Here is a 17,419-nt window from a genome sequence, read left to right on the forward strand (position 1 = left end):
GAATTCAGCACTGTCCCCATTTCATGCAACAACTCATGCCCTCGACGCCGCCAGTTGCTCCCGCGTTGCCAGCCTGCCCTGACGCCGCACCTCGGCATCCCGGTAGCGTCGTTTCTCCGTGTCGGTTTCCGGCAGCACCGGACGCACATCCACCGGGCGATGCCGTTCATCCAGCGCCACGAAGGTGAAATACGCCGACAGGATGTGGCGAACTTCTCCGGTATAGCTGTTCTCGGCCAGGACCTTGGCGCCGATCTCCATGGATGAGCCCCAGGCCCGGTTCAGTGACAGGCTGAACAGTAGGGTGTCGCCGCCCTTGGCCGGCGCGCGGAAATGGATGGAATCCACCGCCGCGGTCACGCAGACATGGCCGGAGTGGCGCTCGGCCACCACCAGGGCGAGCCGGTCACACTTGGCCATGATCATGCCGCCAAAGACCGTATCGTGGGAATTCAAGTCGTTGGGGAAAACCTTGTAGACGTGGTTGTCGATGGCGGAATGGGCAATCGGGCGGGCTTGTTGCTCAGTGTTCATAGCGGGTCCTGATTGATGGTGGTGGCACAGGCTACAGCAGCGGAGTGCCGGCTGTCCTGCCGGTGTCAGCTTAGCCAACAAGCGTTGTGCTGTCAGGATTCTGAATATAAAAGGGTTTTCTGTTTGTCATCCTGGCGGGTTGGGCCGGATGTTCCAGCGATGGAACAGCCTGGACGGGATGGCACCGGCCTTCAGCCATTCAGTCTTTCTTATCTCTTAATTAATTCAATGGGTTAATGCTTTTTTGGGGAGTTGGCACAGTAATCGCCTATAGCAGTTTAAGGACCTTACCTGCTCCGATGGCACACGTCCGATGGCAGGTTGGGAGTAAGGACTGCATCAACAAAAGCCAAAAGGAACGAAGATCATGAAAACTCAAAAAAGCTTGCTAGCGATCGCCATTGCCATGAGCTTTGGTTTCTCTGGAGCCGTCCTGGCGGACCTGGGGGGGGATGGGAACCCTAACAACAATGCCGATGATGGCAGCACCGCTACCAATGTGTCGGACAACAATGTGTCTGACAACGGTAACGACAGTTCCAATAATTCCACCAACCTGGCTGACAGCCAAAACAACAACTCAGACAACAGCACCAACGTGTCTGACAGTGGTAATACCCAGGCTACGGCGACTGACAATTCGGATAATTCGACCAACGTATCCGATAGCGCCAACGACAGCTCCAATAACAGCACCAATGTTGCCGATAGCGCCAACGATAACGATGACAACAGCACCAACGTCAGCGATTCGTTCAAGATCAAGGACAGCGGTAACGACAGCTCCGACAACAGCACCCACGTTGCCGACAGCGGCAATGACAACTCCGACAACAGCACCGATGTTACCGACTCGTTCAAGATCAAGGACAGCGGTAACGACAATTCGGACAATAGCACCAACGTAGCCGACAGCGGTAACGATAACTCCGACAACAGCATCAACGATTCGTTCAAGATTGCAGACAGTGGCAACGACAACTCGGACAACTCCGATAACAGCTCCACCGACCTGGATCTGCATGTGTTCGTGAACGAAGCCGAGCTGAACGGTGCGGTCTCTGGAGTCGCAACCACCTATGGCAGTGCTGACCATGATGGTGCTTACACCATGGTGACCAACCACAATGAGATTTCCGGTGGTTCGGCCAACTTCACGGGTGTGGGGGCAATCTCTCAGTCTGCTGGCAACGGCAACGTAACGCAGGCGAACGTCAGTGTGATGTCTAACCTGACCACCAATGCGCAGTGATTGGTGCTCGCCGCCCGTTCCTGCAACGGGCGGCGAGCCCAGGAGGATCTGCCATGGACAACGTCATCAAGCTGGGTCCAGCGTTTGCGGTGGGATTGATCGCCTGGCTGTTGGCCGCTGGTGTGCAGGCCGAGGACGGCGCCTTGCTGGACATCACGCCGGTATCGTCGACCGAACTGTCGGACTCCAGCGGACGCCAGGGAATTCCCGTGCAGTTGCAGATCAACAACACCGAACAGAATGCCGTGTTGGCAAACAATGTACTGGTTGGCGATGTGGTGACCGGGGACAACAGCATCTCGGATAACGCCTTTCAGAACATGAGCGGGACCGCAACGGTGATCCAGAACAGTGGAAACCATGTGGTGATCCAGGACAGCACCCAGATCAACATCCTGTTCAACAACTGAGGAGGGTGGACCATGGACAGAAACGTTTGGATTGCCGTGTGCATCGGAGCGGGTCTGCTTTGGTCCACCGCTTATGCCGGGTCGGTCTTGGTGCCCGGCATTGCGGGGGATATCCAGCTGGAGGTGGAAAGCTTCCAGGAACGCAAGTTCAGCACCATCCTGAGGCAGGAGTACGATTACAGCTGCGGTTCGGCGGCCCTGGCCTCCCTGCTGTCCTACCATTACGACCATCCGGTCACCGAACAGGAGGTATTCCTGGCGATGCTGGACCTGGCGGATGCCGAAAAGGTCCGCAAGGAGGGCTTCTCCATGCTGGATATGAAGCGGTACCTGCAGACCAGGGGCTTCCGGGCGGACGGTTTCCGCCTCGACATCGATGGGCTGAGGGAACGGGTGGCCCTGCCGCTGATTGTGTTGATGACCATTGATGGCTATCGTCATTTTGTGGTGGTCAAGGGCATCAGTGACCGGGAGGTGTTAATCGGTGATCCCACCCGCGGCATGATGATCCTGGACCACGACCGTTTCCTGGCGCAGTGGAACGGTATTGCCTTTGTGATTCGTAATCACGTGGAGCTGGGCCGGGCATCCTTCCGGGAACGGGATCAGTGGCCAGAGATAGCCGGAGCGCCCTTGCGGCAGGGCATTGAGGGTGACCAAATTCCCATGGGCCTGGACTATGTCCAGTGGCCCCATTCCCTGGAGTGGTGAACGCCATGAAGGGCTATAACCAAAACTGGCATGACACACGGCGGTCGAAACAGGGCCTCCTCTGGGCATTGCCACTGATGGTGCTGGCTGCGCCGGCACTGGCGGAATGGACTCCGGGCGCACCACCGTTGGCCGATGAAGTGTTGGCGAGCCAACGCGGGGGCTTTCTGGTGGGCAACCTGGAAATCGCCATCGGTCTGGAACAGTTGGTCTCGGTCAATGGGGAGACCGTGGTGGTCAGCCGCCTGCACATACCCAACCTCAATCAAGGTGCCGACAAGGCTGCCATCGCCAGTCAGCTGGAGACGGCCCTGGCAGTACCGGACCTGGGCGATGGCACGGTCATCGATACCCGGCTGGTCAACGACTCGGGGGTACTGACCAAGATCCAGAACTCGATGAATGAAACGGTGATTCAGACCCTGCGTAGGTACAACATCGAGCTGAACAACTTCGATCCGAACGCGCGGATGCCGGGTCAACTGGACAGCCAGTACCTGCAAACGCTCCATCCCCGCTGAGGCTTAGAAGGAGAGTGGTAGCCTGAGGGCTATCTCGCTGTTGGGAGCCTGTTCCGTCACCCCGATGCTGACTGTCAGGCCCAGACTGGCATTGGGGGTGAGCCGCTGTGACATGCCAAAGGACAGCGAGCCCACCTGAACCCGGTCAAACGCGGCGTCGGTCAGGCTGGTGTCGAATTCCACGCTGGTTTTGGGAATGACGGAATGATCATAGCCCAGGCTGAATGAGGTGCGTTCGTTGAACGCGAATCCCATGCCGAACCCGAAACGCACGACATCCCCCGGCTTGATGGTGCCGCCGTTATCCTCGCCTTTGTCGTCAGGCATGGTACGAACGTAACTGAAGTTGCCGAACAGGACGGCCGGGTCGGAAGGATAGATAAAGGAAATGCCCGGTTCGAACGACCAGAAACCGGACCCGGTGGGACGCTCGCCGAGCACGATACCGATGGGGTTGCCGTCGTTGTCGAGCAGTTGCCGGCGTTCGACATCAAAGGGGCTTTCGCCGGTTGGCGCCTTGACCCGGAAGGTGCCCAGCAGATAGGGCCAGCCACCGCTGCCGTCGGTCAGTTGGAAGCGGGTAGACAGTTCCACATCACCCAGCCCCTGGCCGCTGGCTTCCCGCAGGTTGTCCACCGGCGTGCCCTGAAAAGCCTGGCGTTCCCGCAGGTCCTCGTTAATCACCAGGTAGGGGATACGGAGGCTTGCCTCCAGCCGGCTACTGAATCCGTACTTGAAGGTGAATGCCCCCACAAAGATATCCCGCTGGATTTCCGAGATGTTGATCAAGCCAACCACCAGGGCGGGAATCACCGTATAGCCTTCAATGGCCACGGTGGTGGAGTTGCTGTAGGCGTGGGACAGTGAGGGCTCAATGGTGAGTCGGCCTGGCCGGGTCACGATGCCCCGATCGGTGGTGATGGAGGCAATTTCAATCGCCTTGTCCGGGGCGGCCTGATCGCTTTCTGGGGTGCCATAGTCTTGGTATCCCGGTTCGGCGACCACCTGGCCCGCTACCACACATCCGGCCACTAGCAGCGTCAGACTCCGCCGTGGCCTCATGGCAGGCGTCCCCCGGGCGATTTGGGGGATAGCGCCTCCACATTGCCCCGCTGGGTATGATACTTCGCCATCAGGCGGTACATGGACACCCGCGAAATATTGAGCAGTCTGGCCGCTGCCGACACGTTGTTGTGGGTCAGCGCCAGACTGCAGGACACGGCCTGCTGTTCGGCCCGGGCCCGGAAGTCATCCAGGCTGAGGCCTTCGGGCGTGTGGTTGGTGACATGGGAGAAGCCCAGATCGGCCGGTGTCAGTACCGGTCGATCGCACAACAGTGTCGCCTGACGCAGCCGGTTGTTCAGTTCCCGCAGGTTGCCCGGCCAGTCGTACTTCACCAGCGCCCGCATAGCGGCTTCGCTGAGGCGCCAGCCCTGATGGCTGCGATGGGGCGGCGGCAGAGAGGCGAAGAACAGGTCAATCAGGTGCGGGATATCCTCCAGCCGTTCACGCAACAGGGGCAGTACCACCTCCAGCCCTCCCAGCCGGTAGTAGACATCGCTGCGGAACTGGTCCGACTCGACCAGCTCCATAAGCGGATGGGTACTGGTGGCAATCACCCGGGCTTCGATGGTGCGTGAGCTGTTGCCGCCGATGCGTTCCACCAACCCCTCCTGAAGGAAGCGCAACAGGGCCGACTGCTGGTCGGCCAGAAGTTCATCGATGCCCAGCAAGAGCAGGCTGCCGCCATGGGCAGCTTCCAGACGCCCGGACTTGCTGGCGGACGCGCTGGTGAAGGCCCCCTTCTCGTAGCCAAACAGCTCGCTCTGAGTGAGCGACGGTGGCAGGGCCGCGCAATTGACGGCGACGAACGGTCCCCGGTTGACCGGGGAGTGCTCGTGGACATAGCGGGCGGCTGCTTCCTTGCCGGTCCCGCTGGCTCCGTAGATCAGGACCGGCTCCATCGTCTCGGCAAACCGGTGCAGCAGCGCGCGGGTGTGGCGAATGGCCTCGGAATCGCCAGTCAGGGCGTATTGCTGGAGCTGGATCTCCTGGCTGTCTGCCAACCGGGCCTGCAGGTCAGCCATGCCCCACAGGTGGCCCAGCACCGTGTTGAGGCGGTTGGAATCCATCGGCAGCGTGTGGTAGTCGGCACAGTGGGTACCGATCAGGGAGCCCAGGCGTTCGTCCTCCCGCGGTGACCTCGCGGTAAGGCCCACCCAGGAAGTCGGGGTCAGGGACTCCAGCCAGTCCTCCAGTTGGGGGAAACTGTCCGTTGAGTAGTGTTCAAGGTCGAGAATCCCCACCCGTACGCCGGTCGAGGGCTGGGCAATGGGGCGAGGCGGTTGGTTCAGGTTGAGTCGGTGTATCTCCCAGTGGGGAGCCAGGTTGCCAATCGGCAGGGCCTGATTCGGTTTGGGTGACAGCCACAGCAGCGTTCTTTTGGCCTCCATGGTGTATTCCCCATTCGAATGGTTGACGTCTAGGCTGGACTGCGGCTGCTCAGCGGAGAACTGACGGGGCCTGTCGGCCCATGATTCCAAACACTGCACATCAATCAGCAGAGGTCAAGCAGGTTATATGCCACGGAAAAACTTGCCGTGAAAAGATACAGTTGCGGAGAGGGGCTGGGTCCGTGTCTCTGGAGGTGTAAAGTTAGTTGACGTTGTTAACGGCGTCCGGATGCGCCCTCGCCGCCCATCGACTCGAACGGCGGGGTACTGCTGAGGTAGTCATCGATGTGACTCGCCAGCGCCACACCTGTTTCATTCATGGTGAGGTAGGCTTCATTGGCGCCGGCTTCCTGAATCTGTTCGGCTTCATCCGCGAACATGGTGTGGGCAATGATGTAACCGGTAAAGCCCTTATGGCGGAGCATGCGGGCGGCAATCACCTTACCTTCGATATCGCTCATGGCGAGAATGACCGCCTGCAGTTTTGGCATGTGCAGTTCCTGCCAGAAGGTGGTGTCCTCGCCATCGCCAAACACCACGTTGCGGCCGGCCTTGAGGTGCATGCGGGCCTTGGCGGGGTCGGAGTCCAGGCCCATGATACGCGGTTCGGTTTCGAACAGCCGGTCGTACGCCGCGGAGCCGGTACGCCCCATGCCCATCACCAGGATCCGCGTGTCGCCCAGGGAAATGGGCTGTTCATCGGGATGACGCCGGTGGCCCTCGAAGCGGGTCAGTCTGGGGGCGTAACGTTCGTAAAGGCTGTGGGCGATGCGGTTGATCGGCGCCGAGATCACGAACGACAGCGAAACGGCAATCGCCAGCGGCACCAGCCATTGGGGCAGGGCCACGCTGGCCACGATCAGTCCGAATTCGCTGTAGTTGGTCAGGGACAGGGTGGTCAGGAAACTGCTGCGGGCCCGTAACCGGAACAGCAGCAACAGGAAGAAAAACAGCGCGCCCTTGAGCGGAAGCACCAGAGCGGTGACCGCGGCAAAGACCAGGGCCTGCTGATCCGGCAGGCCGTTGATGCCGATCTGCAGGAAAAAACCCACCAGGAAGACTTCCTTGACACTCCACAGCGACTTGGACAGCTCGATGGCTCGCGGGTGATTGGCCAGCATGGCACCGAAGATCAGGGCGCCCAGCTCCGAACTCAAGCCGAGCAGTTCAAAGCCCAGCCCCCCCAGTACCAACGCCAGCAGCAGGCCCAGCAGCACCAGCAGCTCGTCGTGGCCGCTGGCATCGAGCAGGCGGAACAGGGCCGGCCGCAGCAGTGGCAGGGCGAAGATGAGCAGCGACCAGGGCGAAGGGGATTCGCCGGATGCCAGGCTCATCACCCCGAGGGCGATCAAGTCCTGCATGATCAGGATCCCGATGGCAACCCGGCCATGGAAGGCGCGCAGTTCACGTTTGCTCTCCAGTACCTTGGCGGCCAGCACCGTGCTGGAGAAGGACAGGGAGATGGCCAGCATCAGCGCAGTAAGCCAGTCGCTGCCGAGCAGCAGGGTGATGGCCGGGGTGAAAATCGCGCAGGTAATGCCGAAGTGCAACAGGCCGCCGCCAATGACCTCGGGGCTGAGGATGGAACGCAGTTTGAGCTTGAGGCCTACGGTGAACAGCAGCAGGAGCACCCCCAGGTGCGCCAGGTGGTCCAGCACGGCGGTATTTTCCACCGCCACACTGGTGACGGTGGCCAGCCCGCTCAGGGCAAAGCCGGCGGCAAGGTAACCCACCAGGGGTGGCAGGCCCACGGACTTGACCGCAAGCCCCAGCACGAAGGCGAAAGAAATCCACAGTGCCTCTGACATTCGCTATGCGCCCTAAAGGTTGGTGGCAGTCCGTTACTGTATCTAGCCTAGATTGAATCCGTCGTTGCTGTCTGTTGGGTCACGAAATTTCGGACCAGATCGGCGGAACGCTCCGGCACCTCAAGCATGGGCACGTGGCCGATGTCCTCCAGCAGGACCGTGGTGGCCGCGGGAATGCGGGTTTCGAAGACCTCCGCGTTGCGGTAGTCGATGACTCGATCCTTCGTGCCCCAGATCACCAGCACCGGGTCGATGATCTGGGCCAGCGTCTGTTGAAAGTGGGTATCGTCGCTGGATTCCCGAAGGGTCTGGAAGATGTGTTCGTTCACCTGGCGATTGGCAATGGCCTGCTCTTCCAGGACCTCGTAGATTGGCCAGGGCACGAAGGGCTTCTCTTCCATCACGAAATCCACCAGCCGCTCCAGGTCGCCCGGTTCCCTGACTATCAGCGGGTTACTGCCCTCACTCAGTTGTGCCGTGAACGGGCTTTCATACTCGAACACGCCGGCGGGATTGAACAGCAGGGCGGACTCCACCCGCTCCGGGTACTGGGCGGCGTACAGGGCGGTGATGGCGCCGCCCATGGAGTTGCCCATGAGGTGAACGCGCTCCAGTTCCAGGTGGTCGAGGATGGCCTCCAGGTGCCGCACCTGGTCCTGAAGCCGATAGCCCAGAGACAGCTCCTTGCTGCTGTCGCCATGACCGGGAAGGTCGATGGCATAAATGTTGAACTCGTCCGACAGCCGGCCGGCCATGCGCACCCAGTTGTCCTTGTTACCCCCGAAGCCGTGCAGCATGACCAGCGTGTCGCCGTCGTTGGCCTGTTGGTTGGACAGGTAGGCGATGGTCAGGCCGTCGGTCTGGAGTTCCTGGGGCTGCAGGCCGGCGGCGTCGCGCTCCCAGGCGAGGGCGGCGTCGAACAGTTCGTGACGGCTGCAGCCGGTTAGCAGCAGACCGAAGACCACCAGCGTGAGGGCCGGCAGGACGGTGGTGGGAATGGCAAGCGCGGGTTTGTCCATGGAGGCAGCGAGGATCCTTGATGCGTAAGCTCTTACAGTAGCGCAAAAAAATGCCCGGTCAACAGCCGGGCATCGTCGCAGCGAGTGTGCGGTCCGATCGGCGGAACAAGCAGACCGGACCGCCGTGAGCATCAGCTCTCCCGGGCAATGGCCCGGTAGCCGATGTCCTTGCGATAGAAGGCGCCGTCCCAGTGGATGGTCTGGGCCAGTTGATAGGCCCGCTGCTGGGCTTCGGTCACGGTGTCGCCCAGGGCGGTGGCGCACAGTACCCGGCCGCCACTGGTGACCACCTGGTCGCCGTCGAGGGCGGTGCCGGCATGGAACACCTTCTGGCCTTCGGATTCCGTTTCCGGCAGGCCGGAAATGGCGTTGCCCTTGTTGTAGCTGCCGGGGTAACCGCCGGCGGCCAGTACCACGCCCACGGCCGCACGCGGGTCCCACTCGGAGTCACACTGGTCCAGCTTGCCGTCAATGGCGGCGGCGCACAGGGTGACCAGGTCGGATTTCATGCGCAGCATGATGGGCTGGGTTTCCGGGTCACCGAAGCGGCAGTTGAACTCGATGACCTTGGGCGCGCCCGAGGCGTCGATCATCAGGCCAGCGTACAGGAAGCCGGTGTAGGGATGACCCTCGGCCGCCATGCCTCGCACGGTGGGGTAGATCACCTCGTCCATGATGCGCTGGTGAACCGAACCCGTCACCACCGGGGCGGGGGAATAGGCGCCCATGCCGCCGGTATTGGGGCCGGTGTCGCCATCGCCCACCCGTTTGTGGTCCTGGGAGGTGGCCATCGGCAACACATGCTCGCCGTCCACCATGACGATGAAGCTGGCTTCCTCGCCTTCCAGGAACTCCTCGATCACCACTCGGCTGCCGGCCTCGCCAAAGGCGTTGTCCGCCAGCATGTCGCGGATGGCGGCTTCGGCCTCTGCCAGGGTCATGGCGACAATCACCCCCTTGCCGGCGGCCAGGCCGTCGGCCTTGACCACAATGGGCGCGCCCTGTTCGCGGACATAGGCCAGGGCCTGGTCCACGTCGGTGAAGTTGGCGTAGGCCGCAGTCGGAATGCTGTGACGTGCCAGGAAGTCCTTGGTGAAGGCCTTAGAACCTTCCAGCTGGGCCGCGCCTTCGGAGGGGCCGAAGACCTTCAGGCCACGGCTCTGGAACAGGTCCACCACCCCGGCCACCAGCGGCGCTTCCGGGCCCACAATGGTGAGGCCCACCTGGTTCTGCTCGGCGAAATCGGCGAGGCCTTCCAGGTCCATCACGTCGATGGCGACGTTTTCCAGGGTGGGCTCCCTGGCGGTACCGGCATTGCCGGGCGCCACGAAGACTTTGTCGGCGTCGGGGGATTGGGCCGCTTTCCAGGCCAGGGCGTGCTCACGCCCGCCACTGCCAATTACCAGAATGTTCATAATGGGATTCCTTACAGATCAGTGGCGGAAATGGCGCATGCCGGTGAAGACCATGGCAATGCCGTGCTCGTTGGCGGCGTCGATCACTTCCTGGTCGCGCATGGAACCGCCGGGTTGGATGACGGCGGTGATGCCGGCCTCGGCCGCGGCGTCGATGCCGTCGCGGAACGGGAAGAAGGCATCGGAGGCCATCACCGAGCCTTTCACTTCCAGGTTTTCGTCGGCGGCCTTGATGCCGGCAATCCTGGCGCTGTAGACCCGGCTCATCTGACCGGCGCCGATGCCAATGGTGCGACCGGCCTTGGCGTAGACGATGGCGTTGGACTTGACGTACTTGGCCACTTCCCAGGCGAACAGCAGGTCGTTCAGTTCATCCTCACTGGGCTGGCGTTCGGTGACCACCTTGACGTCGTCCATGGATACCATGCCCAGGTCGCGATCCTGTACCAGCAGACCGCCGGTGACCCGCTTGTAGTCCATGGCGCGGGCGCGTTCGGTATCGAAGTCGCCGCAGGCCAGCAGGCGGACGTTCTTCTTCGCCGCCACCAGCTCCGCCGCCTCGGCTGCCACCGACGGGGCGATGATCACTTCCACAAACTGGCGGTCAATGATGGCCTTGGCGGTGTCGGCATCCAGCTCCCGGTTGAAGGCGATGATACCGCCGAACGCCGAGGTGGGGTCGGTGGCGAAGGCCAGGTCGTAGGCCTGGCGGATGTCGGCGCCGATGGCCACACCGCAGGGGTTGGCGTGCTTGACGATGACACAGGCCGGATCGGCGAAGGGCTTGACGCATTCCAGGGCGGCGTCGGTATCGGCGACATTGTTGTAGGACAGGTCCTTGCCCTGCAACTGCCGGGCGGTGGCCACGCTGGCCTCCTGGGGATTGCGCTCGGCGTAGAAGGCGGCGCGCTGATGCGGGTTCTCGCCATAGCGCATGTCCTGCACCTTGACGAACTGGCTGTTGAAGGTGCGCGGGAAGTCGGCGTTATCGTTATCGGCGGTGCGGCCGCCCAGGTAGTTGGCGATGGCGCCATCGTAGCCGGCGGTGTGTTCGAAGGCCTTCACCGCGAGGTCGAAACGGGTGGCGTAGCTCAGCTCGCCACCGTTGTCGGACAGCTCCGCCAGCACCCGGCCGTAGTCGCTGGCGTTGACCACGATGGTGACGTCGTTATGGTTCTTGGCCGCCGCGCGCACCATGGTCGGTCCGCCAATATCGATGTTTTCGATGGCGGTGGCCAGGTCGCAGTCCGGGTTGGCCACGGTGGCTTCGAAGGGGTACAGGTTGACCACCACCATGTCGATCGGGTTGATCTGGTGCTGCGCCATCACACTGTCGTCGGTACCCCGACGGCCCAGGATGCCGCCGTGAATCTTCGGATGCAGGGTCTTGACGCGGCCGTCCATCATTTCCGGAAAGCCGGTGTAATCGCTGACTTCGGTGACTGCAATCTGGTTTTCCTTCAGCAGTCGGAAGGTTCCGCCGGTGGACAGCAGTTCCACCCCCAGCTTGGTGAGGGCCTTGGCAAATTCGACAATGCCGGTTTTATCGGAGACGCTGATCAGCGCGCGACGGACGGGGGGGTTTACCTGATTAGCCATGAGTCACATTTTTCATCGGATATGAACGAAGGAAGGCCTCGCGATTGGTGTCGGGAGGCCCTCATGGAAGTTAGGAAGATTATAGCAGACCGTACTGCTTTAGCTTCTTGCGCAGGGTGCCGCGGTTCAACCCCAGCATGGTGGAGGCCTTGGTCTGGTTGTTGCGGGTGTACTTCATCACCTGCTCCAGCAGCGGTGCTTCCACTTCTGACAGCACCAGTTGATAGACGTCGGTGACCGGCGCACCATCAAGCTGGGCAAAGTAGTTCTTCAGGGCCACTTCCACGCTGTCACGCAGGGTGACGGAAGAGCCGCTGTGGGTGATGGTCTGCAACTGGTTTACCCCGTCGCCTTCGGAAGGAATCCGGTTGTCGTTTGCCAGTGTCTCAGCGCTCATGCTGCGAATACCTCTCCATTTCGTAAGCCTGCAAAATACTGTTGAATACTGTCTTTCTGCTCCAACGGGTCGTCGATGGTGTTGAAGCGTTTCCTGAAGGTTTTGCTCTCATCATGGGTCTGCAAGTACCAGCCCACATGCTTGCGCGCGATTCGCGGCCCCATCCGGTCGCCGTAAAAATCGTGCAGTGCGTCCAGGTGATCGGTCAGGATTTGCTCCACCTCGTCCAGGTCCGGGGCGGGCAGATGTTGTCCGGTCTCCAGGTAGTGCAAGATCTCCCGGAAGATCCACGGGTGGCCCTGAGCGGCCCGTCCGATCAAGAGTCCGTCGGCCCCGGTGTGTTGAAGGACCTGCCGGGCCTTCTCGGGGGACGTTATGTCACCGTTGGCAAATACCGGGATGCCGACCCGGGATTTGACCTCAGCGATGGTGTCGTACTCGGCGTTTCCTTTATAGGCGTCGGCGCGAGTACGCCCGTGCACGGCCAATGCCTGGATCCCGGCTTCTTCCGCCATTCGGGCGATCAGCGGCGCGTTGCGGTGCTCCCGGTCCCAGCCGGTGCGCATCTTGAGCGTTACCGGTATGTCCACCGCGGACACCACGGCCTGCAATATGTCGCGGACCAGCGCCTCGTCTTTCATCAGCGCCGATCCGGCCGCCTTGTTGCACACCTTCTTGGCCGGGCAGCCCATGTTGATGTCGATGATCTGGGCGCCGTGCTCGGCATTCAGGCGCGCGGCGTTGGCGAGCATCTCGGGATCGCCACCGGCAATCTGCACCGACCTGGGCTCCGGTTCGCCGTCGTGATTGAGGCGCAGCCGGGATTTTCGCGTATGCCAGAGTTTGCTATCGGCGATCACCATCTCGGAAACCGCCAATCCCGCGCCCAGGCGCCGGCACAGCAGGCGGAACGGGCGATCGGTCACGCCGGCCATGGGCGCAACCACCAACGGATTGGGCAATGTGTACGGCCCGATGTTTGCCGTAGGCAGCATGATCTGAGTCCGTTTCACAAGGGTTCACGAGATGGTTCGGAGGGCTCAGGAGGTCAGCTCCGGGGCCCGAATTCCGAAGGGCGACAATGATACCGCCGAGATTTCCGCTATTGAAGAGGGAAAGGGGCGAAAAAACTGATTATTTTTCGTTCTTTTTGGTTGACTTTTGGTCTATCCGGTGTCCGGCGCGTGCTTACGGGGAGTAAGGCCGAAAGACAATATTGTAGTTCACGGCATCACGGCCGGGGTCACGAATCCGGATGGCAATCCGTACCGGAACGTCCTTGGGCATAGCGGCCATCTCCCGGGCCTGGCCCGCCAGATAGGTCTCCGGTGGGAAGATCCGCTGTGCGACCACATCGCCGTTCAGGTTCGAGAAGGTGAGGGCAATCGCCGGAAAGGGCTGCTCAAAGGGCGCACGATTGATGATCTCGGCGTCGACCACCAGGGCGTTGCGATTGTCCGGGTCGGTCCGCACCACCAGTTTGCGGCTCTGGATCCGGTCCACATCCACCAGCGGCTCCAGCTCACAACCGGCATACCGGCAGGCCAGCTCGTAGTAGGGGCGCAGTTCCGGTATCGCCGCCAGGCGATCGAACTGGTAGTAGCCCACCTGGGCCCCCAACGCGCCGAGCAGGCCGAGTACCAGCAGGGTCCACAGGGTGGTGCGCAGCCACCCGGCGCGGGATTGGCGGCCCACGGCAATTGGCTCCCGGCCCAGGTCGTCAAAGGGCGAGGACGGTCTGGCGGCCTCCGCCTTGGCCTGCTCCGGCTCGGTTGTCGCCTGTCCCTCGTGATTCACCGGGGCTTCGTGGGAAGCCTCGGCGGTCCGGGTGGGGCGGGACCGGGCGGTGGCGGCCGCGGCCGTGGTTTCCGGGCCGGGCTCCAGGCTGAGCTCGTCGAAGGTTGGCTCGCGCCGTTCCGGCGTTTCCGGTTCCTCGCCCGGAGGCTCAGGCTCAGATTTGGGCTCAGGCGTAGGTCTTGTCGGTGCCGGTGGGGCAGGCGGCGGTTCGGGGGACTCCGGTGCCGGCGCGGCCGGGTCCTCTTCCAGAATGGCCTCGGCCCAGCTCTCGTCGAGCTCCGAGCCGGACTCCGGCTCCTCGTCGGCTTCAAATCCGGTAACGGAGCCCTCCTGGACTTCGCGAAAGCTGTCGCTGAGTTCGTCGTCGGAAAACGTCAGGCTGCTGCCGGCGTAGCCCCGCTCGGTGGCGTCTTCCTCGGGATTGTCCTGGAACACGAACTCCTCTTCAGTGGCAAAGCCGCTGGTCGTGGAAGGCTGGGAGGGCTCCGCCGGTACCGTTTGGCGGGCATGCAGAGTGGTCTGGTGCTGAACGGCGTTGAAGATTTCCATGCAGTTGCCGCACCTTACCTTGCCATTGGCGATGCCAAGTTGCTCCTCGGTCACACGGAACTGGGTCTGGCAGTTGGGGCAGCGGGTCAGCAAACTACTGTGGGACATCCTTCGATCCTGTGAGGGGTATTGCCGTAACAGGGGCAGTTTAGACGTTCACCCGGACTTCGTCACCTGTTGAGGCGCCGGCCTGTGAGGCGGATCCAATCTTCCCGCTGGACCGGTTCCTCCATGGTGAACCAGGGCTCGTAGGCGGCCATGACCTCGCGGGCCTGGTTGGACAGAATGCCGGACAGCACCAGGTGACCACCGGGTTTGACCCGGCTGGCCAGGTGGGCCGCCAGGGTGATCAGCGGTTGCGCGAGAATGTTGGCCAGCAGCACGTCGGCCTGGGTGGCGGGTTCGTTCTCCGGCACGTACAGGTCCAGCCGGTCGTCGGCAACCCGGTTGCGCCGGGCGTTGTCGCGACTGGCTTCCAGGGCCTGGGCATCGGTGTCCACGCCAATGACGTGACGGGCGCCCAGCAGCAGGGCCGCCAGGCCGAGAATGCCGGAGCCGCAGCCGTAATCGATCACCTGCTGGCCGGAGACGTCCTGGCCGTCCAGCCACTCCAGGCACAGGGCGGTGGTGGGATGGGTGCCGGTGCCAAAGGCCAGGCCGGGGTCCAGCAGCAGGTTGGCCGCCGCGGGATCCGGTGCGTCGTGCCAGCTGGGAACAATCCAGAGCCGGTGGCCGAACTGCATGGGCTTGAAGTCGTCCATCCAGGCTCGCTCCCAGTCCTTGTCTTCCACCAGGGTGACCTCGATCTCGGCGAGGGATTGCTGGGTTTGCTGGTGCCAGGCATTGCGAATGGCTGCCAGCAGTTGTTCGATTTCGGTATCGGCGCCGAACAGGCCGGTAACCCGGGTCTGTTGCCACAGCGGCGTGGTCCCGGGGTCCGGCTCGTAGAGTGGCTGGTCGGCGGCGTCTTCCATGGAGACCGCATCCGCCCCCATTTCCATCAGCAGATCCTCCAACTGATCCGCGTTGTCCGGGTCAGCGGGGATCTGGAGTTGTATCCAGGGCATAGTGGTGTCCCTTGTGATTCTGGCTTGGCCCTGGAGCGGCTCATTGGAGCCTCAGTTCTTAATCAGCTTCTCCAGGTAGTGAATGGTGAAGTCTACCTTTTTAAAGCCGGCATCGCGCACCAGTTTTCGGTGCAGGGGCTGATTGGTCTTGATGCCCTCGACCACCAGTTCGTCCAGCGCGTTCTTCATCCGCCGGCGGGCGATGTCGCGATCGTCCCCCCAGGTGATGATCTTGCTGACCAGCGAATCGTAGAACGGTGGTACCGTGTAGCCGCTGTACAGATGGGAGTCGACCCGCACGCCGTTGCCTCCCGGGGCATGGTAGTGCTTGACCTTGCCCGGGCTGGGGACGAAGGTCCTGGGGTCCTCCGCGTTGATGCGGCACTCAAGGGCATGGCCGGACACCCGGATGTCGCTCTGGGCATACTGCAGCGGTAGCCCGCTGGCAATGCGCAGCTGTTCCCGCACGATGTCGACCCCGGTGACCATCTCCGACACCGGATGCTCCACCTGAACCCGGGTGTTCATCTCGATGAAGTAGAAATTGCCGTCCTGGTACAGGAACTCGAAGGTGCCGGCACCGACGTAGCCAATTTCCTTGCAGGCCTGGACACAGGCCGCCAGGGTCACTTCGCGGGCTTCGGGGTCGATGTTGGGCGCCGGCGCCTCTTCGAGCACTTTTTGGTGCCGGCGCTGCATGGAGCAGTCCCGGTCGCCCAGGTGAATCACGTTGCCGTGGGTGTCCGCCAGTACCTGCACTTCCACATGGCGGGGCCGCTCCAGGTATTTTTCCAGGTACACGGTGGGGTCACCGAAGGCGTTACGGGCTTCCGACTGGGTGATCTGGATGCTTTTGAGCAGGGAGGCTTCCGAATGCACCACCTGCATGCCGCGGCCGCCGCCGCCGGAGGCTGCCTTGATGATGACCGGGTAGCCGATATCCCGGGCAATCTGCAGGGTGCGTTCGTCGTCATCGGTGATCGGGCCGTCGGAGCCGGGGACTGTGGGGACGCCGGCACGGGTCATGGCGTTGATGGCCGAGACCTTGTTGCCCATCAGGCGGATGGTGTCGGCGTTGGGGCCGATGAAGCGGAATCCGCTCTTCTCCACCTGCTCGGCGAAGTCCGCGTTCTCGGCGAGGAAACCGTAGCCGGGGTGAATGCCCACGGAATCGGTCACCTCAGCGGCGCTGATGATGGCGGGAATATTCAGGTAGCTGTCCACCGGGCTGTTGGGACCGATGCACACCGATTCGTCCGCCAGGCGAACGTGCATAAGGTCCCGGTCAACCTGGGAGTGGACTGCCACGGTGCGGATGTCCAGCTCCTTGCAGGCGCGGAGGATCCGAAGGGCAATCTCGCCCCGGTTGGCAATCAGAACTTTTTCAATCATGGCCATGGTGTCGCCTCGCCGCTATCAGGAAATGATAATCAGGGGCTGATCAAACTCGACCGGCTGGCCGTTCTCAACCAGGATTTCAGTCACCGTCCCGCTCTTGTCGGCTTCGATCTGGTTCATCATCTTCATGGCTTCGACAATGCAGATCACCTCACCGGCGCTGACGCTCTGGCCGACTTCGACAAAGGCCTTGGCGGTGGGCGACGGTGCCCGGTAGAAGGTGCCGACCATGGGCGACTTGACGGCGTGACCGTTCAGCGCGGCGGGCTTCTCGGCCGGCTCGGCGGGCTCGCTGGCCACCGGGGCCGGAGCGGCCGGTTGCGGTGCCGGAGCGGCATAATGAGCCACCGGGTTGCCGCCGAGCTGCTCCCGTCGGCGGGAAATCCGTACCGAGTCGTCGCCTTCGTGAATCTCCAGCTCTTCGACGTCTGATTCTTCCAGCAGCTCAATCAACTTTTTGATTTTGCGAATATCCATAGTCAGTCCAGT

At 62.1% G+C, this 17,419-nt stretch carries 17 protein-coding genes; 4 read left to right on the forward strand and 13 right to left on the reverse strand.

The annotated features are described in order from the left end of the window. Positions 1-33 precede the first annotated feature (33 nt). Entirely contained in the window at positions 34-534 is a 501-nt protein-coding gene (locus tag R3175_RS14185; protein WP_318944973.1) for an acyl-CoA thioesterase, read from the reverse strand. A gap of 367 nt (positions 535-901) precedes the next feature. Here R3175_RS14185 and R3175_RS14190 point away from each other — a divergent pair, with 367 nt between their 5' ends. Genes R3175_RS14190 through R3175_RS14205 form a run of 4 tightly spaced genes read left to right on the forward strand, consistent with a single transcriptional unit; the run spans position 902 to position 3,428 of the window. Further along, positions 902-1,786 (forward strand): dentin sialophosphoprotein, encoded by an 885-nt coding sequence (locus R3175_RS14190; protein ID WP_318944974.1) that lies wholly within the window; start codon positions 902-904, stop codon positions 1,784-1,786. A gap of 53 nt (positions 1,787-1,839) precedes the next feature. Next, positions 1,840-2,196, forward strand: a complete 357-nt coding sequence (locus tag R3175_RS14195; protein WP_318944975.1) for a hypothetical protein — start codon at positions 1,840-1,842, stop codon at positions 2,194-2,196. A 12-nt stretch (positions 2,197-2,208) separates the two neighbouring features. Further along, complete coding sequence (locus R3175_RS14200) at positions 2,209-2,907, forward strand: C39 family peptidase (RefSeq protein ID WP_318944976.1); 699 nt, start codon at positions 2,209-2,211, stop codon at positions 2,905-2,907. Positions 2,908-2,912: 5 nt separating this feature from the next. After that, positions 2,913-3,428 (forward strand): hypothetical protein, encoded by a 516-nt coding sequence (locus R3175_RS14205; RefSeq protein ID WP_318944977.1) that lies wholly within the window; start codon positions 2,913-2,915, stop codon positions 3,426-3,428. 3 nt (positions 3,429-3,431) lie between these two features. Here the strand turns inward: R3175_RS14205 and R3175_RS14210 are convergent, their stop codons facing one another. The 12 genes from R3175_RS14210 to accB all read right to left on the reverse strand — a co-directional run bounded on the left by R3175_RS14210 (position 3,432) and on the right by accB (position 17,407). Further along, positions 3,432-4,490, reverse strand: coding sequence for a transporter (locus R3175_RS14210; protein ID WP_318944978.1), 1,059 nt, complete (start codon positions 4,488-4,490; stop codon positions 3,432-3,434). After that, entirely contained in the window at positions 4,487-5,881 is a 1,395-nt protein-coding gene (locus R3175_RS14215; protein ID WP_318944979.1) for a sigma-54 dependent transcriptional regulator, read from the reverse strand. Before R3175_RS14215 ends, R3175_RS14210 begins: the two co-directional genes overlap by 4 nt. Before the next feature lie 215 nt (positions 5,882-6,096). Further along, positions 6,097-7,689: a cation:proton antiporter family protein gene (locus tag R3175_RS14220; protein WP_318944980.1), complete on the reverse strand. Its 1,593-nt coding sequence runs from the start codon at positions 7,687-7,689 to the stop codon at positions 6,097-6,099. A 47-nt stretch (positions 7,690-7,736) separates the two neighbouring features. After that, on the reverse strand, positions 7,737-8,708 hold the full coding sequence (locus R3175_RS14225; protein ID WP_318944981.1) for an alpha/beta fold hydrolase: 972 nt from the start codon (positions 8,706-8,708) through the stop codon (positions 7,737-7,739). A gap of 131 nt (positions 8,709-8,839) precedes the next feature. Further along, on the reverse strand, positions 8,840-10,123 hold the full coding sequence (gene purD, locus R3175_RS14230) for a phosphoribosylamine--glycine ligase (protein WP_318944982.1): 1,284 nt from the start codon (positions 10,121-10,123) through the stop codon (positions 8,840-8,842). Positions 10,124-10,141: 18 nt separating this feature from the next. Then, positions 10,142-11,722: a bifunctional phosphoribosylaminoimidazolecarboxamide formyltransferase/IMP cyclohydrolase gene (purH, locus tag R3175_RS14235; protein ID WP_318944983.1), complete on the reverse strand. Its 1,581-nt coding sequence runs from the start codon at positions 11,720-11,722 to the stop codon at positions 10,142-10,144. 79 nt (positions 11,723-11,801) lie between these two features. Continuing rightward, complete coding sequence (gene fis, locus R3175_RS14240; RefSeq protein WP_318944984.1) at positions 11,802-12,119, reverse strand: DNA-binding transcriptional regulator Fis; 318 nt, start codon at positions 12,117-12,119, stop codon at positions 11,802-11,804. Beyond that, on the reverse strand, positions 12,116-13,114 hold the full coding sequence (gene dusB / locus R3175_RS14245) for a tRNA dihydrouridine synthase DusB (RefSeq protein ID WP_318944985.1): 999 nt from the start codon (positions 13,112-13,114) through the stop codon (positions 12,116-12,118). Before dusB ends, fis begins: the two co-directional genes overlap by 4 nt. Before the next feature lie 193 nt (positions 13,115-13,307). After that, on the reverse strand, positions 13,308-14,573 hold the full coding sequence (locus tag R3175_RS14250; RefSeq protein ID WP_318944986.1) for a DUF3426 domain-containing protein: 1,266 nt from the start codon (positions 14,571-14,573) through the stop codon (positions 13,308-13,310). A 62-nt stretch (positions 14,574-14,635) separates the two neighbouring features. Further along, positions 14,636-15,532 carry a 50S ribosomal protein L11 methyltransferase gene (gene prmA, locus R3175_RS14255; protein WP_318944987.1) on the reverse strand — a complete coding sequence of 299 codons (897 nt, stop codon included), beginning with the start codon at positions 15,530-15,532 and terminating at the stop codon, positions 14,636-14,638. Positions 15,533-15,583: 51 nt separating this feature from the next. Beyond that, positions 15,584-16,924, reverse strand: a complete 1,341-nt coding sequence (accC, locus tag R3175_RS14260) for an acetyl-CoA carboxylase biotin carboxylase subunit (protein WP_318944988.1) — start codon at positions 16,922-16,924, stop codon at positions 15,584-15,586. Between the two features lie 24 nt (positions 16,925-16,948). Next, positions 16,949-17,407, reverse strand: a complete 459-nt coding sequence (gene accB, locus R3175_RS14265; protein WP_318944989.1) for an acetyl-CoA carboxylase biotin carboxyl carrier protein — start codon at positions 17,405-17,407, stop codon at positions 16,949-16,951. Between the last annotated feature and the right edge of the window lie 12 nt (positions 17,408-17,419).

Source organism: Marinobacter sp., assembly GCF_033722735.1.
Classification (GTDB): Bacteria; Pseudomonadota; Gammaproteobacteria; order Pseudomonadales; family Oleiphilaceae; genus Marinobacter.